Below are 19,030 nucleotides of genomic sequence, written 5' to 3'. Positions count from 1 at the left end.
AGGAGTCGATTCGATGGAAACGAAAACCTCTACGTTTACCGCCACGCACGGTGTGATGACGAATGAAGTCGGCGTCATCAGCGGCGAACTGGAATTACGGACGACCTGCCAGGAAGACGGCACACTCGAACTCGCCATCTCCTATGTTGGCTCAACCGACGTTTACACATTACCCGGCAAGGATTATCAGTTGCATGATGTCCGCGACCATGAAGTCGTGCACCGGATGCTCGCGACGGTGCTGGAACGAACATAAAAAAATTGAATATCCTACAAAAAACACATGTGGAATTGACCTCGCTGTCAGTCCTACATGTGTTTTGGATTGAATTAGACATTCTGCTGGACATATTCCGCAATTGTCCATTTTTTTCATTGTCTCCACATTTAGATGAATCGTAGCGCTATCAACTAAAAAGAAAAACGTAGAAAAACTACTCCTACTTTAATAATCAAAATAGCAGAATCGATACTATTTTTTTTGTTTTGTTTCATTGAAAAGTATCATCGGATCATAAGGTGCATTAGGATCATTTTTCAAATTGATAAAATGTCTTTGATCATTCCAATCTCCAAACTGCTCCGTATAGGGCATTTCCAATGACTGAAACACTTCCTCATTTTTGACCAGACCAATGTAAACTTCGTACCCTTCATCATCTGATGAGAAAAAGCCGCCTTCAGCAGCTGTAGTTTCAACCAGCGCTTCATCGATCAAATCTTTTAATTTCAATAATGCTTGTTTATTGCCAACAATAAAGGATTCTTGATGATTGGTATGCTGAGCATAAATATGTAAATACATCTGGTGTTTCCATGACATGATGCCTTCTCACCTCACCGGTTATTTTTTCAAGTGGACTTTTTATTTATTATTGACTTGAATATGTTCTAAATGTAATTGACGAAATCCTAAAATAAAAGGTTCTTCATTTTTATTCCTTACTCTCATATCGCTGCTGTTTTCCCATCCAATCATTTCTTTCTCTCCATCTAAGTTTTTTAGCTGATATCCAGCTTACGTTCTGTTCGATATTGCTCGGATCGAAATCAATATCATCTGACCAGTAATAAGTATCATGCTGTTTTAAAATGACAGCCTCAAAAATTATCGAGGGGAAATTTTCTGGTGTCGGAAGGATATGAATTCCTGTTACACCTTCAAACCATAATTCAATCGCAGACGGGTTTTTGAACTGACGTTGAAATAACAGTTTGACGTTTGTATCTAATCCGCTTGGAGCAGCCATCGTCAGATTCTCATCAACATACGTTTCGGTCCACATATGCATTTCCTTCAAACACCCGTCATGAAAATAACCAAAGTCCTCAAGTAATTCCCTGATTTCTGATTCCTCTTTTAGTTCAATCCAGTTCATAGGTTACCTCCGGTGCATTTTTTTGATCATCTCTTCTTGTCAGAAAAGCTATGCTATACAAAAGACCATCTCAATTGCGTAACAGCATTTGGGATGGTCTTTTGTATAGACTGAACTTACTTATGATACGGTTCATTCCGATTAATCCGGTACGCCCGGTAAATCTGCTCACACAGAATCATCTTCATCAATTGATGGGGAAATGTCATCTTCGAGAACGAAATCGTATCGTTTGCTCGTTGCATGACTTCCGGTGCGAGACCAAGCGATCCACCGATGACAAACGCGATTTTACTTTTGCCGTACGTCGCTAATCGATCGAGTTCTGTCGCAAACTGTTCACTCGTCCGTTGCTTTCCTTCGATAGCAAGTGCGTAGACATGAACGTCCGGTCCAATCTTCGCTAAAATCCGTTCGCCCTCTTTTTTCTTCACTTGCTGCATCTCGGCGTCACTTAGTTGTTCCGGTGCTTTTTCGTCCGGCACCTCGATTTCTTGAATCGAACAATAGGCGCCAAGACGTTTCGTATATTCGGCAATTCCTTGCTTCAAGTACTTCTCTTTCAGCTTTCCGACCGTGATAATGGTAATTTGCATCATTTTTCTCGCTTTCTGACAGAAAATTCAGGAGTTATCCACAGAGTTATCCACATGTCCACATGTTGATAATTATTTTTTGCTTGACACAAGATATGTCGCGGGCTGGTCACAGTACTCACACGTGACGTTTTTCTCTGCCGGCACCTCTTCCAAAATCGGGTACTCTTCCGTTTCATCGACTACTTCGTCGAGCGCTAACTCGACGTGTTCTAAACAGACATATTTATCCACAGATCTTTTCCTCCTTTTAAGTTATCCACATTTATCCGCTACCAGTATAACAAAAATTGACTTCCCTCACTGAAAAAAGTTATCCACACCTCCTCTTTGGAGGTACTTCTTGATCGGTTTCCCTCTCACGACCAATCCCTTCATCGTGTCCGCTGCACGCGACTCCTACAGGAAAAAGCGCGGCTCGCCCGCGCTGTCAGAGGAAAACGAGAACCGGGCATCGACGCCGACAGGCAAGTAAGCCCGCGGCTTGTTCCTCGCCTGAGGAAAGCGCGTGACAGCGAATCACGATGAGAACCGGAGAGACCATCTTTTTTGTGCACAAAAAAACTACCCGCACGTATACGAGTAGTTGATCTGAATCTGTTATTGTACTGTCGCCGCTTGCGCCGACAGTTTGACATCCAGTGTCTGCTTCTCGCCGCCCCGGTAGAACGTCACTTTGACGTTGTCGCCGACTTTCGCATCCCGATATAGGACACTTTTTAGATCAGCAAACGAGTTGATGTCCTTGCCGTTGATCTCAACGATGACATCATTTTCTTTCATTCCTGCTTTTTCCGCCCCGCTGTTGCCTGTCAAACCGACGACGACAATCCCGCGGTTGACGTCACTCGGTAACTTCAGACGATCTTCCCGGAACCCGCTTGGGAATTCCTGAACGTCACGAATCTGAATCCCGAGTTGCGGGCGAATCACTTCACCGTTTTGTTCGAGATCACGCATGATTGGCAAGGCTTCGTTGATTGGAATCGCAAACCCGACCCCTTCGACGCTTGCTTCCGCAATCTTCATCGAGTTGATTCCAATCAATTGACCGGATGTATTGATCAGTGCGCCGCCTGAGTTACCCGGGTTGATTGCGGCATCGGTCTGAATGACTTCGGTGTTGAAGTCCTGCTGCCCGTCCTTGTTCGTATCGACAGGAACTGTCCGCTCCTGGGCACTGATGACACCACGTGTGACCGAGTTCGCAAAGATTCCGAGCGGATTTCCGATTGCAAGAACCGTCTCCCCGGCACGTAACGTGTCCGAATCCCCAAGCTTCACGACTTGTGTCACTTTTGAAGCATCAATCGACAACACGGCTAAATCGTACGTCGGATCTTCTCCGAGGACTTTCGCTTCCAGTGCCGTTCCGTCCGATAACGTGACCGACAATCGGCTGGCTCCTTCGACGACGTGATAGTTCGTGACGACATAGGCTTTATTGCCATCTTTTTTATAGATGACACCGGATCCGGCACCCGTCTCTTGAGCACCGCCTTGGAATGAGTTTTGCAGGTTCGTCACGCTGACGACGGCTTCTCTCGTCTGACTGACGGCGCCGACGATATCGTTTTCCGATTCCGTCGCGTTTGATGCCGCTTGTTCCGGTGTTGCCGTCGAGACCGGTGCCGGACCCGTCATCTCGTCACGGACGAACGGCCAGGCGATCAAGGCAATCAACAGCGCCCCGATGATCCCGCCGATCAAGCCGACAAAAAAGGCTTTTCCGCCGCCGCGGCGTTTTGGTGCAGGTGATTCTTCTTCATATGATTCACGATAAGGACTGACCGGCTCGTCTTCACTTGGTCGTCGCGGCGGAAAGCCGCTTGTCTCATCGGTCGATGCGTAAGGCTGATCTGATTCGTTCCGTGGTTCTTCTGGTCGATCCATCGACACACGCCTCCTTCTAAACTCTCTTTACACAAGTATACCCCCATCACGTGGCGAGTTAGCCAAATGTGGGGGTCTTTTGAGCATATTCAGTAATTTCCCATAATCAGAGCTTCAAAAGCGGCGTCGGAATGACGGGATCGGTGTCGAGCAACTGGATCTTGCTGAGGTCGACATCGCGGCTCGCGAGCGTCTGGGAGACACTCATCCGGGCCAGCTCCTTCATGTTGTTGTCCTTACTCAAGTGGGCCATATGAATCCGTTTCGTCCGGTCGTCGAGCACTTCGCTCATCGCGATCGCCGCGTCTTCGTTCGAGACGTGACCGTAATCGCCGAGGATCCGCCGCTTGACGCTCCACGGGTAATGCCCCATCTGAAGCATCCCGATATCGTGGTTCGCTTCAAAAATATAGGCGTCGGCGCCACGGATGACGCCTTTCATCCGGTCCGAGACGTAACCCGTATCCGTGATGTGCGCCAGCCGTTTTCCCTCGTGGGCGAACTGGAAAAACATCGGATCGGCCGCGTCATGACTGACGTTAAACGATTCGACTTCGATGTCGCCGAACTGTTTGACCTCGCCGACTTCCCACAGGAACTTCAGTGCGGGATCGATCTTGCCGATCTTCGCTTCCATCGCCGCCCACGTCTTTTCGTTCGCATAGAGCGGGATATTGTACTTCCGCGCCATGATGCCGACGCCTTTGATATGATCCGAATGTTCGTGGGTGACGAACAAACCGTCAATCTGATCCGGTGACCGGTGGATCTGGTCGAACAGGGCGAGCATCGCTTTTCCGGTCAGGCCGGCGTCGACGAGCAGGCGGGTCTGTTCACTTTCGATGTAGAGGGCATTCCCCGTCGAGCCACTGGCAAGAACGCTGTAGTGTAGGCTCATCGTGCATTCCTCATTTCTCTGAAACGGTATCAAGCCGTTCGATGGTCTGGACTCCGCCGTCAATCGCATTGACGAAATACAGTTCTTCTCCGTTCAGTTCAATCTGCCACGTCGGCGGTAGAATCTGAACCGATTTCGTTCCTTCCGTCACGAGACAGAAGTAGCCGAGTTGTTGACTCGTCATCCGTTTTGACGCCGGGAACAAACCTTGCTCCGACAGTTGGATGACGGACTCACTCGCGGACAATAACGTGACATCTTGGGCCTGACGGACGACTTTGTTTAAGTGACGTTGCTTATAACTGACAATTTCTTTTTGATCGTTTAATTGCAGTACGAGTAACGACGGACCAATCATCGCATCGTCTTTTCGGGACTGTTGCGGCGTCGAATACAACGGTTGTTCTTTATACGTCTGAACGAACGTCATCTCGTTGTGTTTGCTGTCATACTTCCAAAATGTATAATCCGTCCCGTAGGCAGCCGCGGACTGAACGAACGCAGTTGCTGAGTCACGCATCGCCTTCGCTTCGAGCGGATACGGCTTCGTCAGCCGAACCGACCACTCACTTTGATTTTTAACAGAGGTCACCGCATCTTTAATCGTCGATCCGATTTTGGGCGCCAAGGAACTGGTATCAACTTCTGCCGTCAGATAGCCGATTTCTTTGGAAACCGGTTGCAATTTTTTCTCATCAATCTTTCGTTCTTTCAAAACGGTTTTTCCGTCCGCATTCGTCGTGACGATCCGGGGATCAATCATCCGATCCATCAGTTGAACGGCCAGGTAGACGTTCAGGATCAGGAACGTCAGAATCAATAACATTTTTGCTTTATTCCAATCCATGATCCCTCACCCTTCTTTTCCGACAGTTTCGAACGGAATCCATTTTCCGCTTCGTTTCATGAACCAAGTGGGTTTAAACAAGGCATATCGGCTGGTATCGATTTCGTACGTCATCTCATAGCCCATCCGGATGCCGGTCATCTCGTTCCGGAGGCCCTTTGCTTCGAGTTGTTGTTCGACTTCCTCGATCGAAGGTAACGTCGTTTCGCGGAGCAACAGTTTCCGGTCTGCCCGGAGCATGCTCCGGCTGAGCGCACGGATTTGATTCTCTTCAAACGTCACCTTGATCGTTGCTAAATCAAAATCAGGTTGCTCAAGCAAGGGACCGGCTTCACCGAACACCGGATAGCGGTTCAAATACAAACGGAACGTCGCCGTCTGTTCTTCACCGACTTTTGACATCTGATCAAAATAATAGCGGAATCCGCTGCGTTGTGTCACGGGATCGAGCCATCCGCCGTGGATGTTGATATAGCTGACAACGGTACTATAGTCGACGGAAGAAGTCTGCGTGTTCGGAGATAACGTATTAAAACGAAACGCATTGTAATCCCGGTCATAGGTCGAGACACTGACACCGTCCGTCAAAACGTCAAGATCGTCCCGGCTTTTAATTTGCTGGACATTCGAATTTTCTGTAAAAAAGGCACTCTCAATCCGACTGAGTGGTTTTGGATTTTCTGAAATATCATCGTAGACGAATACTTCCTCAAGCTTCGGGGCAATACTCGGAACATAGGTGTAGTCCCCGCCCTTGAGCTCGACTTTCGTCATCGGTTTTTTCTTATCATAGGCGAATAGTCGTTTTAAAACGCTGTCGTCACCAATCAATTTAAAGTCCTTGAATCGTCCGTTCGTCGATTCGAGCCTTAGAATCGGACCGTCGTAATCGAGCAGATAAAGCCGTTTGATCGGCTCGGACATGGCAATTTGTTTTTCGCCGAGTAACTCCTCGAGCATCTGCGCGCTGATCGGCGTCGGGAAAATCATCTCGACATTCCGCTTACTGACCGGAATATTCGACGCCTTATCGGTCAACACGAGGACACCGATATCGAAGGATGCCCCGATCCGGTTCAGGATCGTCCGACCGATGATTTGCGTCTGATACGCTTTTTCACCGTTCGAGTAGACGACCAGTTCCGGATTGACAAGCTGATTCCCTTCAACTGTTTTCGAGGCATCAATTTCATTAAACGACACCTGTTCTTGTTCAATCGATTCACTGCTTGGATGATAAGTCCAAAGCATCGCGGTCTGTACAATCGAGCCGCTGACAAGAAGAATCAAGGCAATGGATTTCAGCCGCTGTTTGATCATCCGGCATCCACCTCTTCAATCACTTCATACGGTAGTGTAAAGTAAATCGTCGTGCCGCGTCCCCACTCGCTTTCTGCCCAAATGTCGCCGCCATGTGCCGAGACGACATCTTTCGCAATCGAGAGACCAAGACCGGTCCCTCCGATTTTACGGGCACGGGCTTTATCGACCCGGTAAAACCGTTCAAAAATCTTTTGCAGGTTCGCCTTCGGAATACCGACACCCTCATCCTTGATGCTGATGACAATCCGTTTTGCCCGCAACATTGTCCGGACCGTGATCGTGCCGCCTTCCGGCGAATATTTAATCGCATTCGTTAAAATATTATCCGCAACTTGAATCAACTTATCTTGATCTCCCCGGATATAGACTTTCCGTTTCATGATTTTCCGGCGGAAGCGGATCCGTTCCGGTTTCGTCATATCATGACGGTCAAGGATATCATTGAGGAACTGGATGTAATCAAACCGCACCTTGTTCATCTTGTATTCCTTACTGTCCATTTTTGACAGTTGTAAGAGATCCGTGACAAGGCGGATCATCCGCTCCGTTTCATTTTGTGTCGTCTCGAGGAAACGGGGAGCCAGTTCTTCATCTTGATATGCCCCTTCCGCCAAAGCTTCGAGATAACTGCGCATCGTCGTCAGCGGTGTCCGCAGTTCGTGACTGACGTTCGCGACGAATTCGCGTCGGTCCTGTTCGACTTGTTCCTGCTCCGTGACATCATGCAGGACGATGATCATTCCGGTAATCGGTCCACTGTGCTTTTTGACCGGTGAGAAGAAGGCCCGGACTAGGAACAGTTCATCCTCGCTGCTGAAATCAAGCAGACGCGGCGGCATCGTTCCGTCTTCCGGAATCATGAAGTCATCGCCCAAGGCGAGTAAATCTTTCAAATTTGTTCCGACGACACCGGTCTCATCCACACCGACGATATCTTTCGCCTGATCGTTCATCAAGATGACACGTAACGTCCGGTCCGTGGCGATAACGCCGTCCGTCATATTTTCAAGAACACTCGTCAATTTCCGCCGTTCCGCTTCCGTCGTCGCGTTCGCTTCGAGCAACTCATCCGTCAGCTCATTAAACGAACGCGCGAGCTGACCGATTTCATCATCCGAATAGACTTTAACCTTCCGGGAAAAGTTCCCGCGACGCATCTCGATTGCTTGGCGCCGCATATCCGAAATCGGACGGGTGATCGTCCGTGATAACAGGACCCCGAGAATCGAGGTGATGACAAGTGCAATCACTGTCCCCGTTGCTAAAATGCGTGTGACTTGTTGCATCTGCGCGTAAATCGACTCCATCGAAGCCCGGACATAAATCATACCGGTCGTCGCACCGGTTCGTTCCGATGTGACGGGAACCGCGAAAATCCGGATTTTATCTTCCGTTCCGGGGTCAAGAACCGTATCAATCCGGGACGAACTCGTCGCCTGTGCTTTTTTGATCAACGAGTTCGTCGCCCGTTGTCCGACCGCCGACTGATTGTCCTCGTCAGACGTCGCTTGAATGATCGAGTCCTGATCAATGATCTGGACTTCGAGAATATCGTTTCTTGAAGTGGAGCCACTACTAAACTCAGACAGCAGTTGTCCAAGAGATTCAGACAACTGCCGTTTGGAGGTCTCATCATCGCCTGTCTTATCGAATTCCTTACCGACGTTGTACGCGACAAGTCCGGCCCGGTCCTCAACAGATTTTGAGAAGTTCGTAATGTACTGCTTTTCAAGAGAACGAACGAAGTAAACACCAATGACCTGCATCGCAACTAAAATCAACAATGCGTAAATGACGACAAGTTTCCACTGGATCGATTTAAAGAAGTTCGTTCCTTTTAACATCGTTATTCATTCTCCCCGTCTTGGAGATAATAGCCGACACCACGGCGGGTCATGATATAAATCGGTGTACTTGGGTTGTCCTCAACTTTTTCCCGTAAACGGCGCACTGTGACGTCGACCGTCCGCACGTCTCCAAAGTAATCGTAGCCCCAGACCGTTTGCAACAAGTGCTCGCGCGTCATGACTTGCCCGATATTTTTCGCTAAATAATGCAACAGTTCGAATTCACGTTGCGTGAGTTCGATTTTTTCTTCCCGCTTCGTCACCGTATGTGAGTTCAAATGAATCGTCAATTCACCAATCGTAATATCATCCGGATCGTCCGTCGTCGGTTTTTCTTCCCGTCCGCGTTTTCGCATATTGGCTTTAACACGGGCCAATAATTCCCGTGAACTGAACGGTTTGGTGACGTAATCATCCGCTCCAAGTTCGAGTCCGAGTACTTTATCGATTTCAGAATCCTTCGCTGTCAACATGATGATCGGCGTATCCAGTGTTTTCCGGACTTCACGGCAGACTTCCATGCCGTCCATCAGTGGCAACATGATATCGAGAAGAATCAGATCGGGCTTGAACTCTTCAACTTTCTCGAGTGCTTCGACACCATCGTTTGCTACGGCGACACTATATCCTTCTTTTTCTAATTTAAATTTTAATATATCGGCAATCGGTTGCTCGTCATCGACGACGAGGATTTTACGTTCCGTCACTGGGTGTTCCCCCTTAGAAAATTTCTATTCAATCTATTTTACCTGTTTTTAATCCATATAGAAAGGTGGCGACGGAAACTCCCGGCGCCACTCGCTTGACTACATGACTCGTCCACGCTCGTCGTTCCACGTGAAACATTACTTTTAGTATACGCTTTTTTCGTTCATTTTGTGAATGTTTTCGCTTAGTCATATATAAAAAGCAGCTCCAGATTTGAAATCTGAAACTGCTTCAAGAATTACGCTTCTTCGTACAGGTCACGCAGGACAACCGTCTGTTCCCGTCCGGGTCCGACTGAGAATGTCACGAGTGAGATGCCTGTCAAATCAGCAATTCGTTTCACATAGTTTTGTGCATTGATCGGCAGATCCTCAAACTTGCGGATATGCGTGATATCTTCTTTCCAGCCCGGTAACTCTTCATACACCGGCACACACGCTTCAAGATCACGGAAGCTTGCTGGGTACTCGTCAATCTGTTTGCCGTTAAACTCGTACGACGTACAAATTTTGAGCGTCTCGATTCCTGTCAGGACATCGATCGAGTTGAGCGAAAGGTCTGTTAAACCACTTGTCCGGCGCGAGTGACGCACGACGACCGAATCAAACCAACCGACGCGGCGTGGACGACCTGTCGTCGTACCGTATTCACGACCGACTTCACGGATCTGGTGACCAATCTCGTCAAACAGTTCTGTCGGGAAAGGACCATCGCCGACACGTGACGTGTACGCTTTACAGACACCAACGACATGATCGATCCGGGCTGGACCGACACCGACGCCTGAGGCGACGCCGCCAGCAGATGCGTTGGATGATGTGACGAACGGATACGTACCGTGGTCAAGGTCGAGTAAGACACCTTGTGCGCCTTCGAACAGGACTTTTTCGCCTTTATCGAGGCTGTCATTGACGACGACCGATGTATCACAGACATACTTCGCGAATTCTTGACCATATGCATAATATTCTTCGAAAATATCATCAAACGCAATCGGTTCCGCGTCATACATCTTCGTGAACATCCGATTTTTTTGTTCGAGGACGATTTTCAGTTTTTCAGCGAATGTTTCTTTATCGAGCAAGTCCGCCATCCGGATTCCGATCCGTGCTGCTTTATCCATATAGCACGGTCCGATCCCTTTGAGTGTCGTGCCGACCTTTGCATCGCCTTTTGCTTCTTCTTCGAGCTGATCCTGCAGTTGGTGATATGGCAAGATGACATGTGCCCGGTTTGAAATAAGTAAGTTATCTGTTGAAACACCACGATCGTGCAGATACTTCAATTCCTTGACGAGCGATTTCGGGTTGACGACCAAACCGTTCCCGATGACACATTTCTTGTCTGAGTAAAAGATCCCTGATGGAATCAAGTGCAGCTTATACGTCTCATTGTTAAATACAATCGTATGTCCTGCGTTGTCTCCACCTTGATAACGAGCGACGACATCGGCTTTTTTCGAAAGAAAATCGGTAATTTTCCCTTTTCCTTCGTCGCCCCACTGTGTTCCGACTACTACTACTGATGACATATTCTCATCCACCTCCACGTACGATTCAAAACCACGACTAAGTGTAACGCGGAAAAAAACAGAAGTCAACCAAATACCGAACAATTAATTGTTACATTTCTTTTTCGTTCGTTTAAAAGACGATTTTAAATCACTTTTTTCCTTTCTCTTCAAGATATTCGAACATAACGATTTAAAAAACTCCCCTGCCATAATCGGCAGAGGAGAATGGAATGGATTTAAGCAGGTGGTGCATACGAATTATTCGGTTCAAGGTCAACGAACTTGTTGAACTCTTTCCGGAATGCGAGTTTGACGGTACCGGTCGGACCATTCCGCTGTTTGGCGATAATGATCTCAATCGTATTCGCATCTTCCGTTTCTTTATTGTAATAATCATCGCGGTATAAGAAGGCGACGATGTCGGCATCCTGCTCGATCGCTCCGGACTCCCGGATATCGGACATCATCGGCCGCTTGTCCTGCCGGCTCTCCACTCCCCGTGACAGCTGCGATAACGCAATAACGGGGACTTCGAGTTCACGGGCAAGCGACTTCAAGGACCGGGAAATCTCAGAGACTTCCTGTTGCCGGTTATCACTTGAACGGCCGTTCCCTTGAATCAGTTGGAGGTAATCGATCATGATCATCCCGAGACCGTGTTCCTGCTTCAGACGACGGCATTTTGCCCGGATATCGTTCACCCGGATGCCCGGCGTATCATCGATATAGATACCGGCCTGAGACAGACTGCTCATCGCAAGCGACAACTTGCCCCAGTCCTCATCTTCGAGCTGTCCCGTCCGAAGACGTTGGGCGTCGACGTTGCCTTCTGCACAGAGCATCCGCATGACCAGCTGCTCCGCTCCCATCTCAAGGCTGAAGATGGCGACATTTTCGTCGGCGCGGGTCGCAACGTTTTGTGAAATGTTCAGTGCAAAAGCCGTCTTCCCGACAGACGGACGGGCCGCAACGATAATGAGATCATTCCGCTGGAAACCGGCCGTCACCTTGTCAAGATCACGGAATCCGGTTGGGATTCCGGTTGTCTCACCACTTTGTTTATGCAATTTATCAATTGTCGCATAGGCACTGGTTAAGACATCCGAAATCGGAATAAAGCTCGCGCTTCCTTTTCCTTGCGAGACTTCAAGAATTTTTCGTTCCGCTTCGTTCAGTAGGACATCAACTTCATTTTGCCGTTCGTATCCGTCCGTCACGATTTCATTGGCTGTCCGGATTAAACGGCGAAGCGTGGATTTTTGATCAACGACATTGACATAATAACTGATGTTCGCTGCCGTCGGAACACCCTCTGCCAGTTCACCGAGATACGTCAATCCACCGATTTCTTCGAGAACGCCGAGTGTACTGAGTTCGGCCGTGACTGTGACCAAATCAATCGCTTCTCCGCGATCCGACAATACGAGCATCGCTTCGAAAATCCGTTGATGGGCCGCACGATAAAAGTCTTGTGGCAATAATCGTTCCGACGCACTGATCAGTCGATCCGCATCGATCATGATCGCCCCAAGGACGGCTTGTTCCGCCTCAATGCTTTGGGGTGGCGTATTTTGCATTAGATCACTCATCACCGGTCCCCTTTTCTAGTCACGCTTCTTTGACCTGCACGTTGAGCGTGGCTGTGACTTCATTGTGCAATTTAAGCGGTACTTTCGTGACGCCGAGTGTTTTGATCGGGTGTTCGAGTTCGATTTTGCGTTTATCGATCTTGTAGCCCATCTGTTTTAACTCGTCTGCGATTTGTTTACTTGTGACCGATCCGAAGACACGACCGCCTTCACCGGTTTTCGTTGAGACGATAATCGTTTCTTTTTCAATCTTGTCTTTTAACGCTTGGGCATCAAGTAACGCTTGTTTCGCTTCTTCGGCTGCTCTGCGCTCGTGTGCCTCATGTTGCTTGAGGTTGCCGGTCGTTGCCGGTCTTGCCAATTTCTTTTTGAACAATACGTTGTTTGCATAGGCATCCGCGACTTCTTTAACGTCCCCTGTTTTACCTTGGCCTTTTACATCTTGTAAGAAAATAACTTTCATTCTGTTTCCTCTCCTTTTGTCTCATCTTCTAAATAGTGGTCAATCGCTTTTCGTAATTCTGTTGCGACAGTCAGGACCGATTCGGTCATCTGTGTCGCGGCATTTGTTAAGTGACCGCCACCGCCAAGCGTCTCCATGATCAGCTGGACGTTGACTTCTCCAAGCGATCGGGCACTGATCGCCGTCCGGCCGTCCTGCAGCTCGGCAATAACGAAGGCGGCCCGGATACCTTGAAGCGACAACAATTGATCTGCTGTCTGCGCGATCAGGACTTGATCATGGATAACACCCGGCTCTGCCGTCGCAATCGCCATCCCGGCAGTGTATACTTCCGTTCGCTCCAAAATATGCGATTGTTCGACATACGTCTCAAGATCCTGACTTAAGAATTCTTGAACCAGGACGGTATCAGCGCCTTGTGAACGTAAATACGAGGCGGCGTCAAATGTCCGGGAGCCGGTCCGTAAGGTAAAGCCTTTCGTATCGACGATGATCCCGGCAAGCAAAGCTGTCGCCTCGAGCATCGAAAGCTTTTCGTTCGTCGGTTGGTATTCAATCAGCTCAGTGACGAGTTCTGATGTCGACGATGCGTACGGCTCAAGGTAAACAAGAACCGGTTCTTCGATAAAGTCTTCGCCCCGTCGGTGGTGGTCAATGACGACCATCCGTTCAAACCGTTCCAACAACGCCGGAACGACGACAAGCGACGGTTTATGGGTATCGACGATAATCAGCAATGATTGATCATCAATCAACTGATCCGCCTGGAACGCGTTGACGAACCGGGTCTCAAGTTTCGGTTCCTGACTGATTTCGTTCATCATCCGCCGGATTCCCTGTCCAATCTCTGTTTCCGGCAGAACGATATGTGCTTCTTTATCGTTCATCTCTGCCAGTTTCAGAATTCCGATTGAGGAACCAAGCGAATCCATATCCGGATTCCGGTGCCCCATGATGAGGATACGGCTCGACTCTTGCATCAAGTCCCGTAATGAATTGGCGATGACACGCGCCCGGACACGGGTCCGTTTTTCGGTCGGATTCGTTTTACCGCCATAAAAACGGACTTTCCCATCTCGCTTGATGACGACCTGGTCGCCACCGCGGCCCAAGGCGAGATCTAAACTGGATTGTGCCATCAGACCAAGCGCCGGAATGGGATCACTGCCGCATCCGATACCAATCGACAACGTCAACTGGACACCCCGTTGACTCGTTTCTTCACGAACTGTATCGAGAATCGTAAATTTCGACCGCTCTAAAATCCGTAAATTTTCTTCCGTCGTCACGATGAAGTAACGGTCGGAAGCAGTCCGCTTGATGTAGGTGCCGTGATCGGCCGCCCAGTGGTTCAGCAATTGCGTGACACGGCTGTTTAATTCGCTGCGGAGCTGATCTTCAATTCCTTGTGTCATCTCGTCATAATTATCCAGATAGATGACGCCGATGACCGTTTGATTGTCGACCAGTTGTTGCTCGACTTGAGCTTCTTCCGTCATATCGAACAAGTAAAACGTCCGGTTTTCATTATTTGAGAAAACCCGATAGACCGACTCTCCGATTTCAAGCGTCGCTTGATCTTCATCGACGGCGATCATTTCAACAAACAACGGATCGAGATCTGTTAAAGCATGTCCCATGGCAAGATCGTTAAAAATTTCACGCATTGGATCGTTGAACCACGTGACATGTGCCTCTTCATCATAAAGTAAAATTCCAATTGGCATGTTCGTCAAAGCATCTTGACCGGTCTCTTCGACTTGAATCGAAATACCGGCGACGTAACTTTCCCACGACTTGCGACCACGTCGTTCCTCCAACAAATGAAGGACAAACAGCCCAGTCGTCAAGACGGCACCGATCGCTGCGATAACAGGGTGATCGACGGCAACGACAAAAAGCAGAGCCAGGATTAATAGATACGGAACGAAACGAAATAACCGTTGTTCCCGTTCAGGTGATACTTGTTGACCTAACCCCATCGCGTCCTCCTTATATACTAAATAGACTCATATGAAAAATTCGTTAACTTGTATATTATAACCGAAAAGCAGGACCGGTTGAAAGCGATGCGAAAAAAAGCGCTTTTCCTCCGAAAAGGAAAAGCGCTGGACCGTAATCAGTCAGCTACGTATGGGATTAAAGCCATTTGACGTGAGCGTTTGATTGCGATTGTAAGTGGACGTTGGTATTTCGCTGAAGTACCAGTCACACGACGTGGAAGAATCTTTCCGCGTTCTGAAATGAAACGTTTGAGAAGTTCTACGTCTTTATAATCGATATGAGTGATGTGGTTCGACGTGAAGTAACATACTTTACGACGACGTTTTCCACCTGGACGACGTGCCATGTGATTAACCTCCTTTTTAGAGTAAATTTTTCAGTCCGACGTTCCCGATTAGAACGGAAGATCGTCGTCTGAAAGATCGATCGAACTGCCGCCGCTGAATGGATCAGCGCCGAAGCCCGAGTTCGATGAAGATGAAGCGGGTGCTGGCGAGGAAGAGTTGTTCTGCTGTTGCTGTGAACCCCATCCTGCAGCATTCCCGTTTCCACCTGTATTTGAATTTGAAGAGTAGCTATCACTATCGGAAGAACGGCTTGCATTGCGTGATTCTAGGAATCGAACACTATCCGCGACGACTTCTGCACGATAACGACGTTGACCATCTTTATCGTCATAGCTACTAATCTGAAGGCGACCCTCAACTCCTGCGAGGCTCCCTTTTTTCAAATACTGAGCAACGTTCTCTGCTTGCTTGCGCCAAACGACGCAATCGATGAAGTCAGCTTCTCGCTTCCCATCTTGTCCTGTAAACGGACGGTCACAAGCGAGTGTGAATCGCGTTACCGCAATCCCGCTCTGCGTATAACGCATTTCAGGGTCACGAGTTAACCGACCGACTAAAACGACGCGGTTAATCATCAGAATCACTCTCCTGTTTCAGCTTATTTCTCGTCTTTTGTGATCATTAAGCGAACGATATCGTCACTGATCTTCATGAGACGGTCAAGTTCTTTTGTAGCTGCTGGTTCAGCAGTCACGTTAAGAAGAACGTAGAAACCTTCACGCATATCATTGATTTCGTAAGCAAAACGACGTTTACCCATTTCAGTTGTTTTTTCAACTGTACCACCGTTGTCAGTGAGGACTTTGTTGAAACGCTCAACTAGAGCTTTTCGTGCTTCCTCATCAACTTCCGGACGGATGATGTAAAGTACTTCGTATTTACGCATATCTGTCACCTCCTCTTGGACTGGCGGCTCGATTCATCGAGCAAGGAGCAATAATTCATTACTCACATTTGTTAATACTATCAAAGTATTTTGGTTTATGCAATAAAGATTCGTCTGCTTCTCTTAAACGTTGAAGCGGAATGTGACAACATCGCCGTCTTGGAAGACATATTCTTTTCCTTCAGAACGGTAACGCCCTTGTTCTTTGACGGTCGCCATGTTCCCGGCCGCTGCCAAATCGTCGTATGCGACAACTTCCGCGCGAATGAAACCACGTTCGAAGTCAGAGTGGATAACACCGGCACATTGCGGAGCCTTCATGCCTTTTTTGAACGTCCAGGCACGAACTTCTTTTTCACCGGCTGTGAAGTACGTAGCAAGTCCAAGCGTGTTGTAAGCCGCGTGGATCAACTGATCAAGACCTGATTCTTCGATTCCGAGATCAACGAGGAACTCTTGGCGTTCTTCCGGCTCGAGTTCAGCGATCTCTTCTTCGATCCGGGCACAGATGACGATGACTTCCGCCCCTTCTTTAGCAGCAAACTCACGGACTAAACGAACATTTTCGTTGCTGTCCGCGTCCGCGACTTCGTCTTCTCCGACGTTTGCGACGTAAAGCATCGGTTTCATCGTCAATAATTGGAAGTGTTTGACGATTGCCGCTTGATCTTCGTTCAATTCAGCGAGACGTGCCGGTTTTTCATCTTCCAGCAGCGCTAAAACGATTTCGAGTGCTTCGAGTTCGCCAGCTGCATTTTTGTCCCGTGACTTCACTTGTTTTTGAACACGTTGAATGCGTTTTTCGACCTGCTCGAGATCCGCGAGAATCAACTCGAGGTTGATCGTTTCGATATCATCGATCGGTGACACTTTTCCCGAGACATGTGTGATGTTTTCATCGATAAAACAACGGACAACCTGACAAATCGCGTCCACTTCACGGATATTGGCCAAGAACTTGTTTCCGAGACCTTCTCCTTTTGACGCGCCCTTCACGATTCCCGCGATATCCGTGAATTCGAATGCCGTTGGGATCGTTTTCTTCGGATTGACGAGTTCCGTCAATTTACGGAGACGCGCGTCCGGCACCTCGACGACACCGACGTTTGGATCGATTGTTGCGAACGGATAGTTCGCCGCCTCGACACCTGCTTGTGTAATTGCATTAAAAAGTGTTGATTTTCCTACGTTTGGTAAGCCAACGATTCCTGCTGTTAATCCCACTTGGAATTCCTCCTTTTCGGTATTTCCTAGGAAATCCGTGCTAGCGGCCGCAGTGGGTAGAATGATTACACCACGTCAGCACATCTTTCACAATTATAGATAGTTCAATTTTTTTAAGCAAGGAGATGCTGGTTCTTTTTTAACAGTCCGGCTGTTTAACGTACGTTTTTTCGTAGTCTGAGGCAACGGATGACTTGTTTCCTGTTGTATGAACAAAAAAAGAACCCGGCTCATTTCCGGATTCTCCTTCACAGTCATTCAGGCAATACTTTTTTGAGGCGTTTGTCAAAATCCCGGCGCGGCATCAAAATGCTCGCACCGCATCCCTGGCACTTGATCCGGATGTCCATTCCGACACGGATGACTTGCCAACGGTTTGTTCCGCACGGATGTTGTTTTTTCATTTCGACATAATCATGAAGATTGTACGTTTTTGGCATCATCGGCTTGACCACCATTCCCTTGTTCTGTGTTCATCATGACCATCCGTGGATATGGAATCTTGATTCCTTCCAGTTCGAGTCCTTGTTTCAGTTCTTTCCGGATTAAGCGTCCTGCCTGGAAGTGTTGCATAGGCGGGACTTCCGCCATCAGACGGTAAACGACTTCAGACGGTCCAAGCGTCTGGACGCCAAGCATTTGAATCGGTTCAATAAACATATCTGTATATTTTTCCGTCGTTGCGTTAGCAATTTGATGCAGCACCTGTTCGACCCGTTCCAAATCCTCTTCATACGAAACTTGAACATCGACTAAGGCAAAACTGTTGTCGACGGAGAAGTTCGTCACCTGCAAGATTTGTCCGTTCGGAATGATATGGATTTCTCCATTCAATCCTTTTAATTTCGTTGTCCGGATTCCGAGTTCCGTGACGACCCCTTCAATCAAGCCAACCCGGACGAAATCACCGACTTTAAATTGACGTTCGAAGATGATGAAGGCTCCCGTAATGATATCCTGGACCAGGTTTTTCGCACCAAACGAAATCGCAAGACCCGCGATACCGGCACTGGCGACAAGTCCGGTGATATTGATCCCGAACTGACTGAGCACCGTCAAGAGCATGACGATTCCAAGGACGTACCGAATCGCATTTTGCAACAATTTCAACAACGTCTCGTTTTGGCGTTGTGCCAAAGAATCATGTTCATTGATCTTTCGAATCGTAAATAATCGTGAAACCGCCCCTGTCAAAATACGCATCAGTACATAAAAGCCGACGATGATGATCAGGGCGATCAACAACTTAAGTCCAAAACGGATCCACATATCTGCATCCATTACCTGTTCAAAAATCCGGTCCACCTGAGCGACTGAATCCTGTACATCTTTATTGGTAGCCATTCTCTTCATCCTTTCTTCTCTCTCTATTACGACAGTATACGTGATTTTAAATGACTTTCAACCAAAGAACCGATTTTGACGTTAGATTTTCTTAAAAACCGGGAAAGGAAAATCATTACAGAACACCCTCACTCTCACCATGACACCATGACGCCGACACCAGGAGAAG

General features: G+C 48.1%; 21 protein-coding genes. 1 reads left to right on the top strand and 20 read right to left on the bottom strand.

Translation table 11 applies throughout. The features are described 5' to 3' along the window. Positions 1–13: 13 nt before the first annotated feature. Complete coding sequence (locus ACHA8N_RS02260; protein WP_012371879.1) at positions 14–256, top strand: hypothetical protein; 243 nt, start codon at positions 14–16, stop codon at positions 254–256. Between the two features lie 216 nt (positions 257–472). Here ACHA8N_RS02260 and ACHA8N_RS02255 read toward each other — a convergent pair whose 3' ends face one another. The 20 genes from ACHA8N_RS02255 to ACHA8N_RS02160 all read right to left on the bottom strand — a co-directional run bounded on the left by ACHA8N_RS02255 (position 473) and on the right by ACHA8N_RS02160 (position 18,861). Then, the gene (locus ACHA8N_RS02255) at positions 473–823 is read right to left on the bottom strand and encodes a hypothetical protein (RefSeq protein ID WP_147512186.1); all 351 of its coding nucleotides are present in this window, start codon (positions 821–823) and stop codon (positions 473–475) included. 112 nt (positions 824–935) lie between these two features. Beyond that, entirely contained in the window at positions 936–1,379 is a 444-nt protein-coding gene (locus tag ACHA8N_RS02250) for a hypothetical protein (protein WP_147512187.1), read from the bottom strand. Positions 1,380–1,495: 116 nt separating this feature from the next. Then, on the bottom strand, positions 1,496–1,975 hold the full coding sequence (gene rlmH / locus ACHA8N_RS02245; protein WP_012371884.1) for a 23S rRNA (pseudouridine(1915)-N(3))-methyltransferase RlmH: 480 nt from the start codon (positions 1,973–1,975) through the stop codon (positions 1,496–1,498). A gap of 72 nt (positions 1,976–2,047) precedes the next feature. Further along, positions 2,048–2,209: a CxxH/CxxC protein gene (locus ACHA8N_RS02240; RefSeq protein ID WP_012371885.1), complete on the bottom strand. Its 162-nt coding sequence runs from the start codon at positions 2,207–2,209 to the stop codon at positions 2,048–2,050. 366 nt (positions 2,210–2,575) lie between these two features. After that, positions 2,576–3,868 (bottom strand): S1C family serine protease, encoded by a 1,293-nt coding sequence (locus ACHA8N_RS02235; protein ID WP_393964582.1) that lies wholly within the window; start codon positions 3,866–3,868, stop codon positions 2,576–2,578. Between the two features lie 106 nt (positions 3,869–3,974). Further along, on the bottom strand, positions 3,975–4,766 hold the full coding sequence (locus tag ACHA8N_RS02230; RefSeq protein WP_026831603.1) for an MBL fold metallo-hydrolase: 792 nt from the start codon (positions 4,764–4,766) through the stop codon (positions 3,975–3,977). Positions 4,767–4,776: 10 nt separating this feature from the next. Next, positions 4,777–5,613, bottom strand: coding sequence for a two-component system regulatory protein YycI (locus ACHA8N_RS02225; RefSeq protein ID WP_393964581.1), 837 nt, complete (start codon positions 5,611–5,613; stop codon positions 4,777–4,779). A gap of 6 nt (positions 5,614–5,619) precedes the next feature. Further along, positions 5,620–6,933 (bottom strand): YycH family regulatory protein, encoded by a 1,314-nt coding sequence (locus tag ACHA8N_RS02220; protein WP_393964580.1) that lies wholly within the window; start codon positions 6,931–6,933, stop codon positions 5,620–5,622. After that, positions 6,930–8,780: a cell wall metabolism sensor histidine kinase WalK gene (walK, locus tag ACHA8N_RS02215; RefSeq protein WP_393964579.1), complete on the bottom strand. Its 1,851-nt coding sequence runs from the start codon at positions 8,778–8,780 to the stop codon at positions 6,930–6,932. Before walK ends, ACHA8N_RS02220 begins: the two co-directional genes overlap by 4 nt. A gap of 2 nt (positions 8,781–8,782) precedes the next feature. Then, positions 8,783–9,490: a response regulator YycF gene (yycF, locus tag ACHA8N_RS02210; protein ID WP_147512193.1), complete on the bottom strand. Its 708-nt coding sequence runs from the start codon at positions 9,488–9,490 to the stop codon at positions 8,783–8,785. A gap of 239 nt (positions 9,491–9,729) precedes the next feature. Continuing rightward, positions 9,730–11,022 carry an adenylosuccinate synthase gene (locus tag ACHA8N_RS02205; protein ID WP_147512194.1) on the bottom strand — a complete coding sequence of 431 codons (1,293 nt, stop codon included), beginning with the start codon at positions 11,020–11,022 and terminating at the stop codon, positions 9,730–9,732. 218 nt (positions 11,023–11,240) lie between these two features. Beyond that, positions 11,241–12,593 (bottom strand): replicative DNA helicase, encoded by a 1,353-nt coding sequence (dnaB, locus tag ACHA8N_RS02200; RefSeq protein ID WP_147512195.1) that lies wholly within the window; start codon positions 12,591–12,593, stop codon positions 11,241–11,243. 19 nt (positions 12,594–12,612) lie between these two features. Further along, positions 12,613–13,056 (bottom strand): 50S ribosomal protein L9, encoded by a 444-nt coding sequence (gene rplI, locus ACHA8N_RS02195; RefSeq protein WP_147512196.1) that lies wholly within the window; start codon positions 13,054–13,056, stop codon positions 12,613–12,615. After that, positions 13,053–15,038 carry a DHH family phosphoesterase gene (locus tag ACHA8N_RS02190; protein ID WP_147512197.1) on the bottom strand — a complete coding sequence of 662 codons (1,986 nt, stop codon included), beginning with the start codon at positions 15,036–15,038 and terminating at the stop codon, positions 13,053–13,055. Before ACHA8N_RS02190 ends, rplI begins: the two co-directional genes overlap by 4 nt. 137 nt (positions 15,039–15,175) lie before the next feature. Continuing rightward, a complete protein-coding gene (rpsR, locus tag ACHA8N_RS02185) occupies positions 15,176–15,406 on the bottom strand; it encodes a 30S ribosomal protein S18 (RefSeq protein WP_012371896.1) in 231 nt (76 codons plus the stop codon). Between the two features lie 48 nt (positions 15,407–15,454). Next, positions 15,455–15,982: a single-stranded DNA-binding protein gene (locus ACHA8N_RS02180; RefSeq protein WP_012371897.1), complete on the bottom strand. Its 528-nt coding sequence runs from the start codon at positions 15,980–15,982 to the stop codon at positions 15,455–15,457. Positions 15,983–16,005: 23 nt separating this feature from the next. Further along, positions 16,006–16,293 (bottom strand): 30S ribosomal protein S6, encoded by a 288-nt coding sequence (gene rpsF / locus ACHA8N_RS02175; RefSeq protein ID WP_012371898.1) that lies wholly within the window; start codon positions 16,291–16,293, stop codon positions 16,006–16,008. Positions 16,294–16,416: 123 nt separating this feature from the next. After that, on the bottom strand, positions 16,417–17,517 hold the full coding sequence (gene ychF, locus ACHA8N_RS02170; protein ID WP_147512198.1) for a redox-regulated ATPase YchF: 1,101 nt from the start codon (positions 17,515–17,517) through the stop codon (positions 16,417–16,419). Positions 17,518–17,771: 254 nt separating this feature from the next. After that, positions 17,772–17,960: a DUF951 domain-containing protein gene (locus ACHA8N_RS02165; RefSeq protein ID WP_393964578.1), complete on the bottom strand. Its 189-nt coding sequence runs from the start codon at positions 17,958–17,960 to the stop codon at positions 17,772–17,774. Further along, a complete protein-coding gene (locus tag ACHA8N_RS02160; protein WP_147512199.1) occupies positions 17,932–18,861 on the bottom strand; it encodes a mechanosensitive ion channel family protein in 930 nt (309 codons plus the stop codon). The genes ACHA8N_RS02165 and ACHA8N_RS02160 overlap by 29 nt, the downstream gene beginning before the upstream one ends. Positions 18,862–19,030 lie beyond the last annotated feature (169 nt).

Origin of the sequence: Exiguobacterium sp. S22-S28, from assembly GCF_043359615.1 — a bacterium.
Classification (GTDB): Bacteria; Bacillota; Bacilli; order Exiguobacteriales; family Exiguobacteriaceae; genus Exiguobacterium_A.
The sequence above is the reverse complement of the archived record's forward strand: the minus strand, read 5'-3'. Positions and strand labels throughout refer to the sequence as shown.

What these genes read in the sequence shown, in the direction of transcription:
- ACHA8N_RS02260 (WP_012371879.1), top strand. Translation starts at nt 14, where the DNA reads ATGGAAACGAAAACCTCTACGTTTACCGCCACGCACGGTGTGATGACG.
- ACHA8N_RS02255 (WP_147512186.1), bottom strand. Translation starts at nt 823, where the DNA reads ATGTCATGGAAACACCAGATGTATTTACATATTTATGCTCAGCATACC.
- ACHA8N_RS02250 (WP_147512187.1), bottom strand. Translation starts at nt 1,379, where the DNA reads ATGAACTGGATTGAACTAAAAGAGGAATCAGAAATCAGGGAATTACTT.
- rlmH (WP_012371884.1), bottom strand. Translation starts at nt 1,975, where the DNA reads ATGCAAATTACCATTATCACGGTCGGAAAGCTGAAAGAGAAGTACTTG.
- ACHA8N_RS02235 (WP_393964582.1), bottom strand. Translation starts at nt 3,868, where the DNA reads ATGGATCGACCAGAAGAACCACGGAACGAATCAGATCAGCCTTACGCA.
- ACHA8N_RS02230 (WP_026831603.1), bottom strand. Translation starts at nt 4,766, where the DNA reads ATGAGCCTACACTACAGCGTTCTTGCCAGTGGCTCGACGGGGAATGCC.
- ACHA8N_RS02225 (WP_393964581.1), bottom strand. Translation starts at nt 5,613, where the DNA reads ATGGATTGGAATAAAGCAAAAATGTTATTGATTCTGACGTTCCTGATC.
- ACHA8N_RS02220 (WP_393964580.1), bottom strand. Translation starts at nt 6,933, where the DNA reads ATGATCAAACAGCGGCTGAAATCCATTGCCTTGATTCTTCTTGTCAGC.
- walK (WP_393964579.1), bottom strand. Translation starts at nt 8,780, where the DNA reads ATGTTAAAAGGAACGAACTTCTTTAAATCGATCCAGTGGAAACTTGTC.
- ACHA8N_RS02205 (WP_147512194.1), bottom strand. Translation starts at nt 11,022, where the DNA reads ATGTCATCAGTAGTAGTAGTCGGAACACAGTGGGGCGACGAAGGAAAA.
- dnaB (WP_147512195.1), bottom strand. Translation starts at nt 12,593, where the DNA reads ATGAGTGATCTAATGCAAAATACGCCACCCCAAAGCATTGAGGCGGAA.
- rplI (WP_147512196.1), bottom strand. Translation starts at nt 13,056, where the DNA reads ATGAAAGTTATTTTCTTACAAGATGTAAAAGGCCAAGGTAAAACAGGG.
- ACHA8N_RS02190 (WP_147512197.1), bottom strand. Translation starts at nt 15,038, where the DNA reads ATGGGGTTAGGTCAACAAGTATCACCTGAACGGGAACAACGGTTATTT.
- rpsR (WP_012371896.1), bottom strand. Translation starts at nt 15,406, where the DNA reads ATGGCACGTCGTCCAGGTGGAAAACGTCGTCGTAAAGTATGTTACTTC.
- ACHA8N_RS02180 (WP_012371897.1), bottom strand. Translation starts at nt 15,982, where the DNA reads ATGATTAACCGCGTCGTTTTAGTCGGTCGGTTAACTCGTGACCCTGAA.
- rpsF (WP_012371898.1), bottom strand. Translation starts at nt 16,293, where the DNA reads ATGCGTAAATACGAAGTACTTTACATCATCCGTCCGGAAGTTGATGAG.
- ACHA8N_RS02165 (WP_393964578.1), bottom strand. Translation starts at nt 17,960, where the DNA reads ATGATGCCAAAAACGTACAATCTTCATGATTATGTCGAAATGAAAAAA.
- ACHA8N_RS02160 (WP_147512199.1), bottom strand. Translation starts at nt 18,861, where the DNA reads ATGGCTACCAATAAAGATGTACAGGATTCAGTCGCTCAGGTGGACCGG.